Annotated in this window: 17 protein-coding genes; 9 read left to right on the plus strand and 8 right to left on the minus strand. The window is 72.4% G+C overall.

Annotated elements, in window-relative coordinates; genetic code table 11:
• Positions 1-495: 495 nt before the first annotated feature.
• Positions 496-1224 (minus strand): alpha/beta hydrolase, encoded by a 729-nt coding sequence (locus GPJ59_RS22225; protein ID WP_219668997.1) that lies wholly within the window; start codon positions 1222-1224, stop codon positions 496-498.
• A gap of 113 nt (positions 1225-1337) precedes the next feature.
• Between GPJ59_RS22225 and GPJ59_RS22230 the strand changes: the two genes are divergently transcribed.
• From GPJ59_RS22230 to GPJ59_RS22240, 3 genes are all read left to right on the plus strand, one after another.
• Positions 1338-2486 carry an adenosine deaminase gene (locus tag GPJ59_RS22230; RefSeq protein ID WP_219668998.1) on the plus strand — a complete coding sequence of 383 codons (1149 nt, stop codon included), beginning with the start codon at positions 1338-1340 and terminating at the stop codon, positions 2484-2486.
• Positions 2487-2626: 140 nt separating this feature from the next.
• Positions 2627-2917, plus strand: a complete 291-nt coding sequence (locus tag GPJ59_RS22235; RefSeq protein WP_219668999.1) for a hypothetical protein — start codon at positions 2627-2629, stop codon at positions 2915-2917.
• A 177-nt stretch (positions 2918-3094) separates the two neighbouring features.
• Positions 3095-3934, plus strand: coding sequence for a hypothetical protein (locus GPJ59_RS22240; protein ID WP_258024747.1), 840 nt, complete (start codon positions 3095-3097; stop codon positions 3932-3934).
• A gap of 36 nt (positions 3935-3970) precedes the next feature.
• On the opposite strand, the gene GPJ59_RS22245 is transcribed toward GPJ59_RS22240, so the two are convergent.
• The 5 genes from GPJ59_RS22245 to GPJ59_RS22265 all read right to left on the minus strand — a co-directional run bounded on the left by GPJ59_RS22245 (position 3971) and on the right by GPJ59_RS22265 (position 7534).
• Positions 3971-4195 (minus strand): PspC domain-containing protein, encoded by a 225-nt coding sequence (locus GPJ59_RS22245; protein WP_219669000.1) that lies wholly within the window; start codon positions 4193-4195, stop codon positions 3971-3973.
• A gap of 69 nt (positions 4196-4264) precedes the next feature.
• Positions 4265-4975: a VanZ family protein gene (locus GPJ59_RS38915; RefSeq protein WP_374200881.1), complete on the minus strand. Its 711-nt coding sequence runs from the start codon at positions 4973-4975 to the stop codon at positions 4265-4267.
• A 50-nt stretch (positions 4976-5025) separates the two neighbouring features.
• Entirely contained in the window at positions 5026-5592 is a 567-nt protein-coding gene (locus GPJ59_RS22255; RefSeq protein ID WP_219669001.1) for a PH domain-containing protein, read from the minus strand.
• Between the two features lie 15 nt (positions 5593-5607).
• A complete protein-coding gene (locus GPJ59_RS22260; protein WP_258024748.1) occupies positions 5608-6360 on the minus strand; it encodes a class F sortase in 753 nt (250 codons plus the stop codon).
• A 112-nt stretch (positions 6361-6472) separates the two neighbouring features.
• Positions 6473-7534 (minus strand): hypothetical protein, encoded by a 1062-nt coding sequence (locus GPJ59_RS22265; protein ID WP_219669002.1) that lies wholly within the window; start codon positions 7532-7534, stop codon positions 6473-6475.
• Positions 7535-7893: 359 nt separating this feature from the next.
• Between GPJ59_RS22265 and deoC the strand changes: the two genes are divergently transcribed.
• Genes deoC through GPJ59_RS22280 form a run of 3 tightly spaced genes read left to right on the plus strand, consistent with a single transcriptional unit; the run spans position 7894 to position 11187 of the window.
• A complete protein-coding gene (deoC, locus tag GPJ59_RS22270; RefSeq protein WP_219669019.1) occupies positions 7894-8856 on the plus strand; it encodes a deoxyribose-phosphate aldolase in 963 nt (320 codons plus the stop codon).
• A gap of 5 nt (positions 8857-8861) precedes the next feature.
• On the plus strand, positions 8862-10298 hold the full coding sequence (locus tag GPJ59_RS22275) for an aldehyde dehydrogenase family protein (RefSeq protein WP_219669003.1): 1437 nt from the start codon (positions 8862-8864) through the stop codon (positions 10296-10298).
• Complete coding sequence (locus GPJ59_RS22280; RefSeq protein WP_219669004.1) at positions 10291-11187, plus strand: aldehyde dehydrogenase family protein; 897 nt, start codon at positions 10291-10293, stop codon at positions 11185-11187. The genes GPJ59_RS22275 and GPJ59_RS22280 overlap by 8 nt, the downstream gene beginning before the upstream one ends.
• A gap of 84 nt (positions 11188-11271) precedes the next feature.
• Here GPJ59_RS22280 and GPJ59_RS22285 read toward each other — a convergent pair whose 3' ends face one another.
• Positions 11272-11625, minus strand: coding sequence for a hypothetical protein (locus GPJ59_RS22285; RefSeq protein WP_219669005.1), 354 nt, complete (start codon positions 11623-11625; stop codon positions 11272-11274).
• A 23-nt stretch (positions 11626-11648) separates the two neighbouring features.
• On the opposite strand from GPJ59_RS22285, the gene GPJ59_RS22290 reads away from it, so the two are divergent.
• The gene (locus GPJ59_RS22290; RefSeq protein ID WP_219669006.1) at positions 11649-12377 is read left to right on the plus strand and encodes a uridine kinase family protein; all 729 of its coding nucleotides are present in this window, start codon (positions 11649-11651) and stop codon (positions 12375-12377) included.
• A gap of 217 nt (positions 12378-12594) precedes the next feature.
• Here GPJ59_RS22290 and GPJ59_RS22295 read toward each other — a convergent pair whose 3' ends face one another.
• Positions 12595-13329: a SigE family RNA polymerase sigma factor gene (locus GPJ59_RS22295; protein ID WP_219669008.1), complete on the minus strand. Its 735-nt coding sequence runs from the start codon at positions 13327-13329 to the stop codon at positions 12595-12597.
• Between the two features lie 180 nt (positions 13330-13509).
• Here GPJ59_RS22295 and afsQ1 point away from each other — a divergent pair, with 180 nt between their 5' ends.
• Together afsQ1 and GPJ59_RS22305 are read left to right on the plus strand one after the other, a co-directional pair.
• Positions 13510-14187, plus strand: a complete 678-nt coding sequence (gene afsQ1, locus GPJ59_RS22300) for a two-component system response regulator AfsQ1 (RefSeq protein WP_219669012.1) — start codon at positions 13510-13512, stop codon at positions 14185-14187.
• The gene (locus tag GPJ59_RS22305; RefSeq protein ID WP_308120417.1) at positions 14184-15677 is read left to right on the plus strand and encodes a HAMP domain-containing sensor histidine kinase; all 1494 of its coding nucleotides are present in this window, start codon (positions 14184-14186) and stop codon (positions 15675-15677) included. Before afsQ1 ends, GPJ59_RS22305 begins: the two co-directional genes overlap by 4 nt.
• Positions 15678-15779: the final 102 nt, after the last annotated feature.

Below are 15779 nucleotides of genomic sequence, written 5' to 3' on the forward strand. Positions count from 1 at the left end.
GCCCAGAGCCGGCCGGCGGGGGCGGCCAGGCCTGCTCGGGACCGGGCCCCGTCAGGGGCGCGGGGAACTGCGCGACCGGCCACGACGGACGCGGGGGTCCGCCACGGCGGGCCTGGCCCCCGAACCGGGGTGGGTGCACCCCCGGAGGGGCGCCTCCCAGCGGTAGCTGGGTGAGGGGCCGGGGCGTAGCCCCAGGTGCCGGTCGGCGGGGGTCGGCCAGGCCCGCTCGGGGCCGGCCCCGTCAGGGGCGCGGGGAACTGCGCGACCAGCCACGACGGACGCGCGGGTCCGCCACGGCGGGCCCGGCCCCGAACCGGGGTGGGGGCACGCCCCGACGGAGTCCGGGTGAGGGCCCGGGGCGCAGCCCCAAGTGCCGCCCGGAGCGGCGCAGCCGGGGCCGCACGGGCCTGGCCCAGGGACCGGGGCGGAGCCCAGGGGGAGCAGGGGCAGAGCCCCGGCGGCCGGTCGGCGGCGTCAGCTGCCGGCCGGCTTGGCTCAGCCCCGCAGCGACCGCCCGAACCCCGAGGCCAGCGGCATCCGCAGACCCAGCGGCGGCGGAGCCGCCAGCGCGTCCGTGACCGGGCGGGAGTAGCGGCCCGAGAACAGCGAGCCGAGGACGAAGTCCACCGACAGCGCCACCACCTCCGCCTGGTGCTCGCGCATCCCGTGCCCGTCCGAATGGACCTCGAACCGGCACGTGGAACGATTCGCCTTCTTCGCCCGCACCGCCAGCCGGAACGACAACTCCGGGTCGCTGCGTGCATCGTCCGTGCCGTGCACGATCAACACCCGCCGCCCCGACAGCTGTTTCACCGGTTCCGGTGAGGAGCCCGCCCCCTCCTCCGGCAGGCAAGGCGCCAAGGACACCACGCAGTTGACCGCCCCGTGCCCCGCCGCCGCCAGCGCGGCCCGGCCGCCCGCGCCGTAGCCGGCCAGGCACAGCGGCACGTCCCCGTAGCGTCGTACCGCCTCGTTCGCCGCCCACCGGGCCGCCGCCGGGCGGTCCCCGCCCCTGGGCAGCAGCACGGTGTGGGTCGCCAGACCGTCTGGCCCGCCCTCCCGCGCCAGGGCCCTGACCAGGGGCCGCACCGGGCCGGTGGACCATCTGGACGCCCCGGGAAGCAGGAGCACCACACCGCTGACCGCCGAACCCGAACCGTCCGCGCCGGCCGCCCGCCCCAAGCGGGCCCCGCGCGCCTGTTCCGCATGCGCATGCGTAGCCATGGCGGAACAGTCTCAGACGCGCGGGTGTACGCCACCCGTCCGCACGGTCACTGTTACGTATCGACCGTCCGCGACGACGCGTGGCTCTACGCGCGTAGGAGTAGAGTGCCCGGATGACGAGCGAGACCCCCACCCTGCCCACCCCGGACCAGATCCGCCGCTCTCCGAAGGTGCTGCTCCACGACCACCTCGACGGCGGGCTGCGTCCCGGGACCATCATCGAGCTGGCCGCCGAGGCCGGTTACGACAACCTCCCCGAGACCGACGCCGACAAGCTCGGCATCTGGTTCCGCGAGGCGGCCGACTCCGGTTCCCTGCCGCGCTACCTGGAGACGTTCGCGCACACCTGCGCCGTCATGCAGACCAAGGACGCCCTCTTCCGGGTCGCCGCCGAGTGCGCCGAGGACCTGGCCGAGGACGGCGTCGTCTACGCCGAGATCCGCTACGCCCCCGAGCAGCACCTCGAGGCCGGTCTCACCCTCGAAGAGGTCGTCGAGGCCGTCAACGAGGGCTTCCGCGAGGGTGAGCGCCGGGCCAAGGCGAACGGCCACCGCATCCGGGTCGGCGCCCTGCTGACCGCCATGCGGCACGCCGCCCGCGCCCTGGAGATCGCCGAGCTCGCCAACCGCTACCGCGACAACGGCGTGGTCGGCTTCGACATCGCCGGCGCCGAGGCGGGCTTCCCTCCCACCCGCCACCTCGACGCGTTCGAGTACCTCAAGCGCGAGAACAACCACTTCACGATCCACGCGGGCGAGGCCTTCGGCCTGCCGTCGATCTGGCAGGCCCTGCAGTGGTGCGGCGCCGACCGGCTCGGCCACGGCGTGAAGATCATCGACGACATCGAGGTCGCCGCCGACGGCAGCGTGACGCTGGGCCGGCTCGCCTCGTACGTCCGGGACAAGCGCATCCCCCTGGAGATGTGCCCGACCTCCAACCTCCAGACCGGTGCGGCCGCCTCGTACGCCGAGCACCCCATCGGCCTGCTGCGCAAGCTGCACTTCCGCCTCACCGTCAACACGGACAACAGGCTGATGAGCGGCACCAGCATGTCGCGCGAGTTCGAGCACCTGGTCGACACCTTCGGCTACTCGCTCGACGACATGCAGTGGTTCACCGTCAATGCGATGAAGTCCGCGTTCATTCCTTTCGATGAACGACTGGCGATGATCAACGACGTGATCAAGCCGGGCTACGCCGAGCTGAAGTCCGAGTGGCTTTTCCGGCAGACCGCTTCGACCAGCGGTTCCGTCTCGGCGTAAGCCGTGACATGACAAGCTGAAAGCGCCCGGGAGTCCGTCCCCCCGGGCGCTTTCTCCTATCAAATGATGTTTGCGGGGCGGGGTTTGGGCTGGCTAGTTTGCGGAGCCGCTCAATTCCCCGTCACAAGGACTGAACCTTCATGAAGCAGTCAGCTGCCAAGTCCCTCGGTGTCGCCGTCGTCGGTGCCGCCCTCGCCGCGGCCGCCGCGGGTACCGCCTCCGCCACCGCCCTTCCCGCGCTCGGTGCCACCGACGCCCTGGGCATGGTCACGGGTGCAGCCCAGGGCCTCCCGCTGCAGGACGCCGCCAACTCGCTCACCGGTCAGCAGCAGGCCGCCGGCGAGCAGGGCCAGACCACCTCGGCGAGCGACCCGGGCCAGGCGCTCGGCACCGTCACCGGCCTGCTGGGCGGCCTGCCCGTCGGCGGCTGATCCCGGCCGGCATCCCCGCCGGATTCGTGCGGAACCCGTACGGAAGACGAACGGAATACGTACGGGCGCACGCAGGGCGCACACCCCTTCGAAGGGGTGTGCGCCGCTCTGCAGGGTGTGCCACGATCACCCAACTGCCCTCCGACGTACGGGTGCTGGAGGAGAGGTCTCGGGGTCATGCGGATGACGCGGATGAAGCGGATGAAGCGGAAGCGGATGCGGGCAGCACAGGGCCGGACGAGCGCCCGGGCAACGGCGCGTACGACCGGGTCGCGTACGACCGCGCGTACGGCCGCACTCGCGGCGGTCCCCGCCCTGCTGCTCGCCCTCACCGGCTGCAGCGGCGGCACGGCCGCCCCGAGCGGCCCCGGCGCGGCCAGCAGCGGCGACCCCAAGGGCTCCGCCGCCCCGGGTGCGCCCGGCGCCCCCGGTACCGTCCGCACCGGCAGCGCGCTGGAGAAGGCCGCCCTGGAGCAGGGCGATCTGGCCGGCTACCAGGTCTCCGCGCAGGGCAAGAACCCCAACGCCCCCGACGGGCAGCCGCAGGCCGACAAGAAGCCGTGCCAGCCGCTCGCCGACATCATGGGCGACGAGCCCGACCCGGCCGCGCGCGAGACCGTCAACCGCGGCATCGGCTCCCAGAAGCAGGTCGGCCTCGCCGTCTCCGCGTCCGTCAGCTCGTACGCCGAGGCCGACGCGAAGCAGCTGATCACCCGGCTGGAGAAGGCGGTCGCCGCCTGCGGCCAGGGCTTCTCGGCCACCGTCGACAAGCACGTGGGCAGCTACCGCGACGTACGGGCCGCCGGCTACGAGACCGGCGGCGACGAGTCGGTCAGCTGGACCACCACGGCCTCCGCCGAGGGCGTCTCGGCCCACGTCCACCTGGTCGTCGTACGCCAGGGCAGCACGGTGGTCCGGCTGATGGCGCTGAACGTGGCGTCGGCACAGCAGAAGGCCGAGGTCCCGCACGAGGTGACCGACAAGCAGCTGGAAAAGGTCCGCCGCTCCCTGGGCTGACCCGGCCGCCCTCCCGGCCGGGTACGCCGGCCCGCCCTACCAGGCGGTCTTGGCGTCCGTGGCCGGGCGGCCGTAGCCGGGGCGCTCGTTCGGCAGCAGCACCCACAGGGCGAGGTAGACCAGGAACTGCGGTCCGGGCAGCAGGCAGGACACCAGGAAAATGATGCGCATGGTCCGCGCGGACATTCCGAAGCGTCGGGCCAGTCCGGCGCACACGCCGCCGATCATCCGTCCGTCACGGGGGCGAACAATGGCGCTCATGGGATCTCCTTCGTCAGATCGCGGTGGCGTTCTTCTCTTCGCGTCTTCTTCTGCGCGATTCGCGATGACTCAATACTCCCGGTGAATCGCGGAAAGGACGTCGGTCCGCAGACCGAGTCCGACCCCGGGAATTCTCGGGGTCGTCCCCTGAGATGCCCTCTGAGACGCCCCCCGAGAACGCTGCGCCAGCGGGGCCAGGGGCGCCAGCGGCGCGAGTTCCCGCAGCGACGAGATGTCCCGCAGCGCAGTCCGCTGCGAATGGGTCTCCGTGAACTCCTTGGACTCCTTGAGGTCCCTGACGGCCCGCGCGCGGCGCAGCCGGGAGCGCAGCGCCGGTACGACGGCCAGGTGTGCCAGCATCACGCCGACGGTGTTCAGCAGGACGTGGTCGACGTCGACGACCTGCCCGGGGACGGCGGTCTGGAGCATCTCCACGACCGTCGAGACCAGTGCCCCGGCCGTGGTGGTGCGCACCAGCGAGGCCCACGCGCCCAGCGGTGAGGGCGCCAGCCGCCCGCTGACCAGCGGCAGCAGCACCCCCAGCGGGGCCAGGAGCAGCAGCGACCCGCCGATGCGGTGCGCGGCCTCCAGCGGCCCGTGGGCGAGGTCGGTCCTGATCCCCTCCAGCGGGGCCAGATTGGCGGCAGCGGCCCACGGAACGTCCAGCGGCCGCAGGGTCAGCCAGCCGACGAGGACGAGATGGGCGAGGAGCAGTACCCCGCCGAGGAGCCGGAGCGGGAGGTGTATGGCGGCACGGTCGCCGCCCTCATGACGCTGCACACCTGCGCAGACGCGGGTTGCGGCAGTGGCGGTTCCGCCCGGCCGGGCCGTCAGCGTGTGGCGAGCAGCACGATGAGCAGGAGCGCCCCCGCGACGGCCGGCGCGATGATCTCGTACGACCAGCGCACCGTCACACAGCCCTGCGCGCCCTGCCGCGTCGCGCAGCGCTCGGCGAGCTCCTGGAGCTCGTGCACGCTCTTGTCGGCGCCGGCCGGCTCGCCGCCCTTGCGGTTGGCGCGCTTGCGCTCGCGCAGGCTGACGGGGATGGACCAGAGCTGGTACCGGTGGCCCTCGGCGAGCACCTCGGCGGAGTAGCCGGCGCGTACGGCGTCCACGGCGGCCCAGGGCAGCTCGATGGTGCGGAACGGGTTGCGCACCCGCAGCCGGTTGTCGTTGGCCAGTACCACCGGGCGCAGCGTGTACGCCACCACCAGCGGGACCGCGAGCAGCGCGGAGGCCACGCCGAACCAGGGCGCGGTGCCGGTCCCGCGCACGACCGCGTCCCCGCAGAGCCACACGATCAGTGCCAGCAGCAGGACCCCGGTGACCACGGCCATGGGGGAGCGGTAGACCCGGTCGTCGTAGACCGGCTCGTCAAGGGGCTGCTGGCTGCTCATGAGGCCGATTCTGCCTCACGGCGTCGCCGCCGACGAGGCCGGAGCCCCGGGACCGCCGGGCACGAGATCGGCGTACACCACGATGTTGTCGGGGCGGTGCCCGTCCCGGAGCTCCCCGCCGCAGGTGATCAGCCGCAGCTCCGGCCCCCGGGTGTCGCCGTAGACCTTGGCGGTGGGGAAGCGCTTCTTGTCGACCTGCTCCAGCTCGCGCACTCGAAAGACCGCGGTGCTGCCGTCCGCCCGGCCGACGGTGATCTCGTCACCGGTGCGGATCTTCGAGACGTTGCGCAGGACGGCGGGGCCGCGGGCGGTGTCGAAATGCCCGATCAGCACCGCCGGCCCGGTCTGGCCGGGGGTGACGGCCTTGGTGTACCAGCCGATCCGGTCCGCCTCGGCCACGGAGGGCACCTCGACCGTGCCGTCGGCGGCCAGGCCCAGCCGGAGCAGCGGCCCGGTGTCCACACCGGCCGAGGGGATCCGCACCCGTACCGGCTCCGACGCGGGCAGCGGCGCGGCCGGCCCGGCGGTCCCGGCGGTCCCGGTGGCCGGGCCGGCCGGGGGCGCCGCCGCGTCCGTGGCGATGTACGGCGGGGGAGTGGCGGGCGGCTCCGGGGAGCGGCCGCAGCCGGTGAGGGCCACGAGCACGGCCAGGGCGAGCGGACCGAGCCGGGCGGCGGCGCGGGCGACGGGGCGGCGTGCGGGGCGCCCAGGTCGTACGTCGTGGTGGTCTTGGCGGTCTCGGCGGTCTCGGCGGGCGTTCGGGTCCATCGGGGTGCTGCTCCGGGAAACGGGCCCGGCGGGCCACCTCGAGGGCGGCCCGCCGGGAGCGGGGTGTGAGGAGTCGGGTCAGTGCCGGGTCAGTGGGGTGTGGGGTGCAGGGTCAGGAGGAGTGGCCGCGGCGGGCGCGGTGCGCCCAGCCCGCCGCGAGCGCGGCGACCACGGCGACCAGGCCGAGCCCGGCGAAGACGCTGGTGGAGCTGGTCTCGTCGGCCGCGAGCTCGGCACCGGCCGCGACGCCGCCCTGGGGGACGACGACGGTCTGGCCGGCGGTCTGCGCCTTGACGTCGGTGCCGGCGGTGCCGGCGGACGGGGTGGGCGTGCCGGACGGGGTGGCGGACGGCGTGGCGGACGGCGTGCTCGACGGCTGCGACTCCGGCCGGGGGGCCTTCGGGGTGTAGTTGAACGTGCAGCTCTTGGGCAGCTGCGGGAAGCCCATGTAGCGGGAGGGCTCGGCGTTGCCCGAGGTGCGGTAGGCGAAGGACGGCTCGGTGGTGTCCGGCTGGTCGATGAAGGCGACGGTCCGGTCGCCCTTCGGCAGGGCCGGGTTCGTCCGGTTCAGCTTCTTGTACGGCTCGTTCGACGCGGCGTCGGTCAGCAGGACCCGGGGGCCGTCGGGGGTCATCGACAGCACCGCGGTGAGCCCACCCTGGATGTCGACGCTGAACACGTCCGAGACGCACCGCTGCGGAAGGCGGGTGTCGGAGTCGGCCTTCGGCAGCGGGTAGGAGGAGGTCTTGCCCTTGGTGATCACCGTGAGCTTCGGGGTGGCGGTGCCCTCACCGTCGAGGTCACCGTCGAGGTGGAGCTCCAGCCCGTTCACGACGGCGGCGGGGTGGATGCGGTCCAGCTTCTCCATGACGCGGACCATGTAGGTGTCGCCGGGCTTCCACTGCGGGCCGACGTAGCGGATCCACGCCTCGGGGCCCTCTTCCTTGTTGCGGAGCACCGCGACCAGGCCCTCGCCGATGTAGACGGGCTCGCCCGCGTAGCGGTCGGCGGCCGACAGGGTTCCGTACGTCGACGCGGACGTCGAGGCCGAGCTCGTGGTCGCGCCCGTGGTCGCGCTCGGCGCGGCCGGAGTGGCGAACGCACTGGCCGCGGGGGCCAGCAGCGCCCCGGCGAGGGCGGCGGTGACGATCGAGGTACGGAGGGCGGTACGCATAACGACTCCAGTGAAGCTGGTCGCGGATAAGGGGAGAGTCGCATGCCGCGGTTTCTCTGTCGGGCTTTCATCCGGGTGAGGTCTGGCGGGCTGCTGAACAGAAATCTATGCAGCGAGTTCGGCCGGAGCGTGGGATTCCTGTAATAGCCATGTAACTGCGGTGATCAAGGGGTTCGGTGGGACCCCTGCGAGGCGCGTGGCGGCCCGCCTGCGCCTGTGTCTGCGCCTGCCCGCGCTTGCCCGCACCCGCTCGTACCTGCCCGCCCCGCCCCCCCCATCACGGATGTGTCACGTAGAGCTCGATCGAGCGGGTGGGGGTGACAGGCCGCTACGCGCGTAGATATGCTCATCTGGTGACCATGCCCACCACCCTCACCGCATTCGCTGACGTGACGACGTCCGACAGCGCGCTGCGCCGCTTCCTGCACGGGCTGCCCGGCGTAGACGCCGTCGGCCTGGAGGCCCGCGCCGCCGCGCTCGGGACCCGTTCGATCAAGACGACGGCCAAGGCGTACGCCATCGACCTCGCCATCTCGATGATCGACCTGACGACGCTGGAAGGCGCGGACACCCCGGGCAAGGTCCGGGCGCTCGCCGCCAAGGCCGTCCACCCCGACCCGACCGACCGTACGACGCCGATGACCGCCGCGGTCTGCGTCTACCCGGACATGGTGGCCACCGCGAAGGCCGCCCTGAACGGCGCCGACGTCAAGGTGGCGTCCGTCGCGACCGCCTTCCCGGCCGGCCGCGCGGCGCTCCCCGTGAAGCTCGCCGACACCCGCGACGCCGTCGCCGCCGGCGCCGACGAGATCGACATGGTCATCGACCGTGGCGCCTTCCTCGCCGGCCGCTACCTGGAGACGTACGAGCTCATCAAGGCGGTCAAGGAGGCCTGCGTCCGCGAGGACGGCACGGCCGCCCGCCTCAAGGTCATCTTCGAGACCGGCGAGCTGTCGACGTACGACAACATCCGCCGCGCCTCCTGGATCGGCATGCTGGCCGGGGCCGACTTCATCAAGACCTCCACCGGCAAGGTCGGGGTCAACGCGACCCCCGCCAACACCCTGCTGATGCTCGAAGCCGTCCGCGACTTCAAGGCGCAGACTGGAATCCAGATCGGTGTGAAGCCGGCCGGCGGCATCCGGACGACCAAGGACGCGATCAAGTTCCTGGTCCTGGTGAACGAGACCGTGGGCGAGGACTGGCTGACCAACGAGTGGTTCCGGTTCGGCGCCTCCAGCCTGCTGAACGACCTGCTCATGCAGCGCCAGAAGCTGAGCACCGGGCGTTACTCCGGTCCCGACTACGTGACGGTGGACTGATCATCATGGCTTCCCTCTTCGAGTACGCACCGGCCCCCGAGTCCCGGTCCGTCGTCGACATTGCGCCGTCCTACGGCCTCTTCATCGACGGTGAGTTCACCGACGCCGCCGACGGCAAGGTCTTCAAGACCATCAGCCCGAGCAGCGAGGAAGTGCTGTCGGAGGTCGCCCAGGCCGGCGCCGCCGACGTCGACCGCGCCGTGAAGGCCGCCCGCAAGGCCTTCGAGAAGTGGTCCGCGCTGCCCGGCTCCGAGCGCGCCAAGTACCTCTTCCGCATCGCCCGGATCATCCAGGAGCGCAGCCGCGAGCTGGCCGTCCTGGAGACCCTGGACAACGGCAAGCCGATCAAGGAGACCCGCGACGCGGACCTCCCGCTGGTCGCCGCGCACTTCTTCTACTACGCGGGCTGGGCCGACAAGCTCGACCACGCCGGCTACGGCGCCAACCCGCGCCCGCTGGGCGTGGCCGGGCAGGTCATCCCGTGGAACTTCCCGCTGCTGATGCTGGCGTGGAAGATCGCCCCGGCGCTGGCCACGGGCAACACGGTCGTGCTGAAGCCGGCCGAGACGACCCCGCTCTCCGCGCTGTTCTTCGCGGACATCTGCCGCCAGGCGGGCCTGCCCAAGGGCGTCGTCAACATCATCCCCGGCTACGGGGACGCGGGCGCCGAGCTCGTCGCGCACCCGGACGTGAACAAGGTCGCCTTCACCGGCTCCACCGCGGTCGGCAAGGCCATCGCCCGCCAGGTCGCCGGCACCGACAAGAAGGTCACCCTCGAACTGGGCGGCAAGGGCGCCAACATCGTCTTCGACGACGCCCCCATCGACCAGGCCGTCGAGGGCATCGTCACCGGCATCTTCTTCAACCAGGGCCAGGTCTGCTGCGCGGGCTCCCGCCTGCTGGTCCAGGAGTCGATCCACGACGAGCTGCTGGACAGCCTGAAGCGCCGCCTGTCGACCCTCCGCCTGGGCGACCCGCTGGACAAGAACACCGACATCGGCGCGATCAACTCCGCCGAGCAGCTGGCCCGGATCACCGCGCTCGCCGAGACCGGTGAGGCCGAGGGTGCCGAGCGCTGGTCCCCGGCGTGCGAGCTGCCGTCCGCCGGCTACTGGTTCGCCCCGACGCTCTTCACGAACGTCACCCAGGCCCACACCGTCGCCCGCGACGAGATCTTCGGCCCGGTGCTGTCCGTGCTGACCTTCCGTACGCCCGACGAGGCCGTCGCCAAGGCCAACAACAGCCAGTACGGCCTGTCCGCCGGCATCTGGACGGAGAAGGGCTCCCGCATCCTCGCGGTCGCCAACAAGCTCCGCGCGGGTGTCGTCTGGGCCAACACGTTCAACAAGTTCGACCCGACCTCGCCGTTCGGCGGCTACAAGGAGTCGGGCTTCGGTCGCGAGGGCGGCCGCCACGGTCTGGAGGCCTACCTCGATGTCTGAGTCCTCTGTGCGTCTGAACGTCTTCAAGACCTACAAGCTGTACGTCGGGGGCAAGTTCCCCCGCTCCGAGAGCGGCCGGGTGTACGAGGTGAGCGACTCCAAGGGCAAGTGGCTGGCCAACGCCCCCCTCTCCTCCCGCAAGGACGCCCGTGACGCCGTCGTGGCCGCGCGCAAGGCGTTCGGCGGCTGGGCGGGCACGACCGCGTACAACCGCGGCCAGATCCTCTACCGCATCGCCGAGATGCTGGAGGGCCGCCGCGAGCAGTTCGTCCGCGAGGTCGGCGAGGCCGAGGGCCTGTCGAAGTCCAAGGCCGGTGCGGTCGTGGACGCGGCCATCGACCGCTGGGTCTGGTACGCGGGCTGGACCGACAAGATCGGCCAGGTCGTGGGCGGGGCCAACCCGGTCGCGGGCCCGTTCTTCAACCTCTCCACCCCGGAGCCGACCGGCGTCGTCACGGTCGTGGCCCCGCAGGACTCGTCCTTCCTGGGCCTGGTCTCGGTGATCGCCCCGGTGATCGCGACGGGCAACACGGCCGTTGTCATCGCCTCGGAGAAGGCACCGCTCCCGGCCCTGTCCCTGGGCGAGGTGCTGGCCACCTCCGACCTGCCCGGCGGCGTGGTCAACATCCTGTCCGGCAAGGCCGCCGAGATGGGCCCGCACCTGGCCGCGCACCAGGACGTCAACGCGATCGACCTGGCCGGCGCCGACGCGGCGCTCGCCAAGGAGCTGGAGGTCGCGGCGGCGGACAACCTCAAGCGCGTCCTGCGTCCACAGCCTGTGGACGACTGGACGGCGGACCCGGGCACGCACCGCATGACGGCGTTCCTGGAGACCAAGACCGTCTGGCACCCCACGGGTTCGCTGGGCGCGTCGGGCTCGTCGTACTAGCACTCACCAGTACGACGGCCGCGCGAGACCGGCCCCGGCAGCCATCCCCCGTGCTGCCGGGGCCTTCGCACACCCAGGTGGGGGCTACTGCCCGCCGCCGGTGAGCGGACCCAGCAGGGAAGACGCGGCGGCGGTGGGGAGCTCGCCGACGGACGGCCCCTGGGTGAGGATGCCGGTGACCATGGTCGTGCCGACGGCGGGGAAGTCCGCGACCTTGGTGCCGACGCCGTTGTTCAGCGGGTCCACACCGGTGTTGGCCAGCGGATTCACCTTGAGGGCGGCCACGGGGTCGGTCACCCCGGCCAGCGCGTGCGGTACGGAGAGCTCGCCCGCCTGGGCCCCGCCGGCGGCCATGGCGAGCGCCGCGCCGGCCATGGAGACCGTGAGGCCGGCGTTGCGGAGAGTGGTACGAGGTGCGGATTCAGCGTGACGTCCCATGCACTCACCGTAGTTGAAGTGTGATGCTCGATACCAACGGGTGCCTGCGGGGATCCCCTACCCGGGGGAATGGTTCAGACTGGTGTCCCGTGAGTTCATCTCCCCTTCCCACGCGTGTCGTCCTGTTGACGGGTCCTTCGGGTTCCGGCAAGTCCTCGCTCGCCGCCCGCTCCGGGCTCCCGGTGCTACGGCTCGACGACTTCTACAAGGAGGGCCACGACCCCTCCCTCCCGCTCGTCGCCGGCAGCTGCGACATCGACTGGGACTCGCCGCTGTCGTGGGACGCGGACACCGCCGTCGCCGCCGTCGCCGAACTGTGCGCCACGGGGCGTACCGAGGTGCCGGTCTACGACATCGCCACCAGCTCGCGTACCGGCACCGAGACCCTGGACATCGCGCGTACCCCGCTGTTCATCGCGGAAGGGATCTTCGCGGCCGACATTGCGGCCCGCTGCCAGGAGCTGGGGCTGCTCGCCGACGCCATCTGCCTGCGCGGCCGGCCCGCCACCACCTTTCGCCGCCGGCTCGCCCGCGACCTGCGCGAGGGGCGCAAGTCCGTTGCCTTCCTGCTGCGCCGCGGCTGGCGGCTGATGCGCGCCGAGCGCGGCATCGTGGCCCGCCACGTGGCCCTCGGCGCCCACGCCTGCGGCCGTGACGAGGCCCTCGGCCGGCTCGCGGCGGCCGCCGCCGGCCGCCACCGCTCGACCACCTCGACCACCTCGACCACCTCCGCCACCTCCGCCGCCGCGTAGCGCGACCGCGGGGGCAGGCTCGGCGCGGGCCTTGCGTACGTACGGGCCCCGCGCGGGCTTCCGTACGGCGGGCTCCCGTACGACGGCCTTCCGTGCAGCGCCCTTCCGTACAAACGGGTGCGCGGGATCAGTCGGACCCCCGGCCGACTGATCCCGCGCTTTCCCCCCATGGCCACCGCCCCACCCCCGTAGGACGGTCCCCCAGGCCAGTGGTCCGTTACGCGACGAGCTCCTCGAAGGACTCCGCCTCGTCGCGTCCGAAGCTCAGTACCTCGTCGTCGCGCAGCCGGCGCAGCGAGCGCCAGATGCTCGACTTCACGGTGCCGACGCTGATGCCCAGGATGTCGGCGATCTCCGGGTCCGTGCGGCCCTCGTAGTAGCGCAGCACCAGCATCGTGCGCTGCGGCTCGGGCAGCCGGGACAGCGCCTGCCAGAGCACCGCGCGCAGCTCCGTGCCGCGCATCGCGTCCGACTCGCCCACCGTCTCCGGCAGCTCCTCGGTCGGGTACTCGCTCAGCTTGCGCCGGCGCCAGGCGCTGATGTGCAGGTTGGTCATCGTGCGGCGCAGGTAGCCGCCGACGGCCGCCTTGTCGCTGATCCGGTCCCAGGCGCGGTACGTCGAGAACAGCGCGCTCTGCAGCAGGTCCTCGGCCTCGTGCCGGTCGCCGGTGAGGTGGAAGGCGGTCGCGTAGAGCGCGGCGCGGCGCTCCTGCACGTACGCGGTGAACTCGGCCTCCGAGGAGGAGGACGGAGCCGCCGGGGCCGTCGGCGCCGCCGCGAAGGTCTGCGGGGTCCGCTGCTGCGGAACCGTCTCGTACGTCTTGGCGTCAATGGCTACGAGGTGCGCCGGACGCGGACGGGCGACCGCGGTGCTACGGACACCTGCCCGGCGGTTCACATCGTGCAGCCGCGTGACAACCGCGCTGGTCGTGGTGCTGTGCAGCGTGTTCATCTCGCGCCCCCCGTCGTGGAGTCAAGCTTCGGTCCGTTGCTCAAAAGATTGCCCCCCGGACATAACCGGGGTGTCCGTCGACTGTCACAGGCCTGTCACAGACGCCCTCCGGCCACCCGTGGCCGAGAACGGACCCCTCGGACGGTCGTCCTCCTCCCACCGATGGGACAGAATGAGCCCGTGCCTTTCCTGTTGCTGATCGAGGACGACGACGCCATCCGTACGGCCCTCGAACTCTCCTTGTCCCGTCAGGGCCACCGTGTGGCGACCGCGGCCACGGGCGAGGACGGCCTGAAGATGCTGCGCGAGCAGCGGCCGGATCTGATCGTGCTGGACGTGATGCTGCCCGGGATCGACGGCTTCGAGGTGTGCCGGCGGATCCGCCGCACCGACCAGCTGCCGATCATCCTGCTGACCGCGCGCAACGACGACATCGACGTGGTCGTCGGCCTGGAGTCCGGGGCCGACGACTACGTCGTCAAGCCCGTCCAGGGCCGGGTGCTCGACGCCCGGATCCGGGCCGTGCTGCGCCGCGGCGAGCGCGAGGCCAGCGACTCGGCGGTGTTCGGCTCGCTGGTGATCGACCGGGCCGCCATGACCGTCACCAAGAACGGCGAGGACCTCCAGCTCACCCCGACCGAGCTGCGGCTGCTGCTGGAGCTCAGCCGGCGGCCCGGCCAGGCGCTCTCGCGCCAGCAGCTGCTGCGGCTGGTCTGGGAGCACGACTACCTGGGCGACTCCCGGCTGGTGGACGCCTGCGTCCAGCGGCTGCGCGCCAAGGTCGAGGACGTGCCCTCGTCGCCCACGCTGATCCGGACCGTACGCGGGGTCGGCTACCGCCTGGACTCCCCGCAGTGATCGGCCCGCTGCTCGCGGGCCGGCGCTGGACGAGCCTGCGGCTGCGGCTCGTCGTGGTGTTCGCGCTCGTCGCCCTGACCGCCGCCGTCTCGGCGTCGGGGATCGCGTACTGGCTCAACCGCGAGGCGGTGCTCACCCGTACCCAGGACGCGGCGCTGCGCGACTTCCGCCAGGAGATGCAGAACCGGGCCGCCGCCCTGCCCGCCGACCCCACGCCCGAGGAACTCCAGCGCACCGCCGAGCTGATGGTCGCCAGCGCGCCCGGGTACAGCGTGCTGCTGGTGCACGAGCGCAAGGACGGGCGCAAGGTGTTCGGGGTCGCCGGCCCCGACTCCTTCGCGCTGGACGACGTACCGAAGGCGCTCCAGCACGCGGTCGACGACAAGCCGAAGGCGACCGCGGCCAGCAGCTCCGAGTACCACATGTACTGGCAGCGCACGACGCCCCGCGGCAACCCGTACCTCGTCGGCGGCACCCGGATCGTCGGCGGCGGGCCGACCGGCTACATGTACAAGTCGCTGGCCACGGAACGGGCCGACCTCAACGCGCTGGCCTGGTCGCTGTGCATCGCCACGGCCCTGGCCCTGCTGGGCTCGGCCGTGCTCGCGCAGGCGGCGGCGCGCACCGTGCTCAAGCCCGTGCAGCGCCTCGGCGACGCGGCGCGCCGGCTCGGCGAGGGCGAGCTGGACACCCGGCTGGACGTCTCCGGCACGGACGAACTCGCCGACCTCTCCCACACCTTCAACAAGACGGCGGAGGCGCTGGAGAAGAAGGTCGCGGACATGAGCGCGCGCGAGGAGTCGAGCCGGCGGTTCGTCGCCGACATGTCGCACGAACTGCGCACGCCGCTGACGGCGCTGACCGCGGTGACCGAGGTGCTGGAGGAGGAGGTCGACGACCTCGACCCGATGATCGCGCCCGCGGTGGCCCTGGTGGTCAGCGAGACCCGGCGGCTGAACAACCTGGTGGAGAACCTGATGGAGGTCACCCGCTTCGACGCGGGGACGGCCCGGCTGGTGCTGGACGACGTGGACGTCGCCGACCAGGTGACGGCCTGCATCGACGCCCGGGCCTGGCTGGACGCCGTCGAACTGGACGCGGAGCGGGGCATCATGGCCCGGCTCGACCCGCGCCGGCTCGACGTGATCCTCGCCAACCTGATCGGCAACGCCCTCAAGCACGGCGGCTCGCCGGTACGGGTGTCGGTGCGGGTCGCGGACGACTGGCTGGTGATCGCGGTCAAGGACAACGGCCCCGGCATCCCGGCGGACGTGCTGCCGCACGTCTTCGACCGGTTCTACAAGGCGAGCGCGTCGCGCCCGAAGTCGGACGGCAGCGGGCTGGGGCTGTCCATCGCCCTGGAGAACGCGCACATCCACGGCGGCGAGATCACCGCCGAGAACGCGGCGGAGGGCGGGGCACTGTTCACCCTGCGGCTGCCGGTGGACGTGGGGAAGGTGATCGCCGGTGACACGGCACAGGGCCGGTAGCACGGCGACCCGGCACGGGGCCGACGGCGGGTCGGCGCGGCACCAGGCCGGCAGCGCGCTGGTGCGGCACGGGGCCGGCAGCGCGCCGGCGTGGCGCAGGGC

The organism is Streptomyces bambusae (genome assembly GCF_019400985.1).
GTDB lineage: Bacteria > Actinomycetota > Actinomycetes > Streptomycetales > Streptomycetaceae > Streptomyces > Streptomyces bambusae_A.

Bases quoted from the DNA above. Each gene is read 5' to 3' on its own strand.
- deoC (WP_219669019.1), top strand. From the start codon at position 7,894: ATGCCCACCACCCTCACCGCATTCGCTGACGTGACGACGTCCGACAGC.
- GPJ59_RS22235 (WP_219668999.1), top strand. From the start codon at position 2,627: ATGAAGCAGTCAGCTGCCAAGTCCCTCGGTGTCGCCGTCGTCGGTGCC.
- GPJ59_RS22265 (WP_219669002.1), bottom strand. From the start codon at position 7,534: ATGCGTACCGCCCTCCGTACCTCGATCGTCACCGCCGCCCTCGCCGGG.
- GPJ59_RS22260 (WP_258024748.1), bottom strand. From the start codon at position 6,360: ATGGACCCGAACGCCCGCCGAGACCGCCGAGACCGCCAAGACCACCAC.
- GPJ59_RS22245 (WP_219669000.1), bottom strand. From the start codon at position 4,195: ATGAGCGCCATTGTTCGCCCCCGTGACGGACGGATGATCGGCGGCGTG.
- GPJ59_RS22290 (WP_219669006.1), top strand. From the start codon at position 11,649: ATGCTCGATACCAACGGGTGCCTGCGGGGATCCCCTACCCGGGGGAAT.
- GPJ59_RS22285 (WP_219669005.1), bottom strand. From the start codon at position 11,625: ATGGGACGTCACGCTGAATCCGCACCTCGTACCACTCTCCGCAACGCC.
- GPJ59_RS22225 (WP_219668997.1), bottom strand. From the start codon at position 1,224: ATGGCTACGCATGCGCATGCGGAACAGGCGCGCGGGGCCCGCTTGGGG.
- GPJ59_RS22295 (WP_219669008.1), bottom strand. From the start codon at position 13,329: ATGAACACGCTGCACAGCACCACGACCAGCGCGGTTGTCACGCGGCTG.
- GPJ59_RS22240 (WP_258024747.1), top strand. From the start codon at position 3,095: ATGCGGATGACGCGGATGAAGCGGATGAAGCGGAAGCGGATGCGGGCA.
- GPJ59_RS22280 (WP_219669004.1), top strand. From the start codon at position 10,291: ATGTCTGAGTCCTCTGTGCGTCTGAACGTCTTCAAGACCTACAAGCTG.
- GPJ59_RS22255 (WP_219669001.1), bottom strand. From the start codon at position 5,592: ATGAGCAGCCAGCAGCCCCTTGACGAGCCGGTCTACGACGACCGGGTC.
- GPJ59_RS22275 (WP_219669003.1), top strand. From the start codon at position 8,862: ATGGCTTCCCTCTTCGAGTACGCACCGGCCCCCGAGTCCCGGTCCGTC.
- GPJ59_RS22230 (WP_219668998.1), top strand. From the start codon at position 1,338: ATGACGAGCGAGACCCCCACCCTGCCCACCCCGGACCAGATCCGCCGC.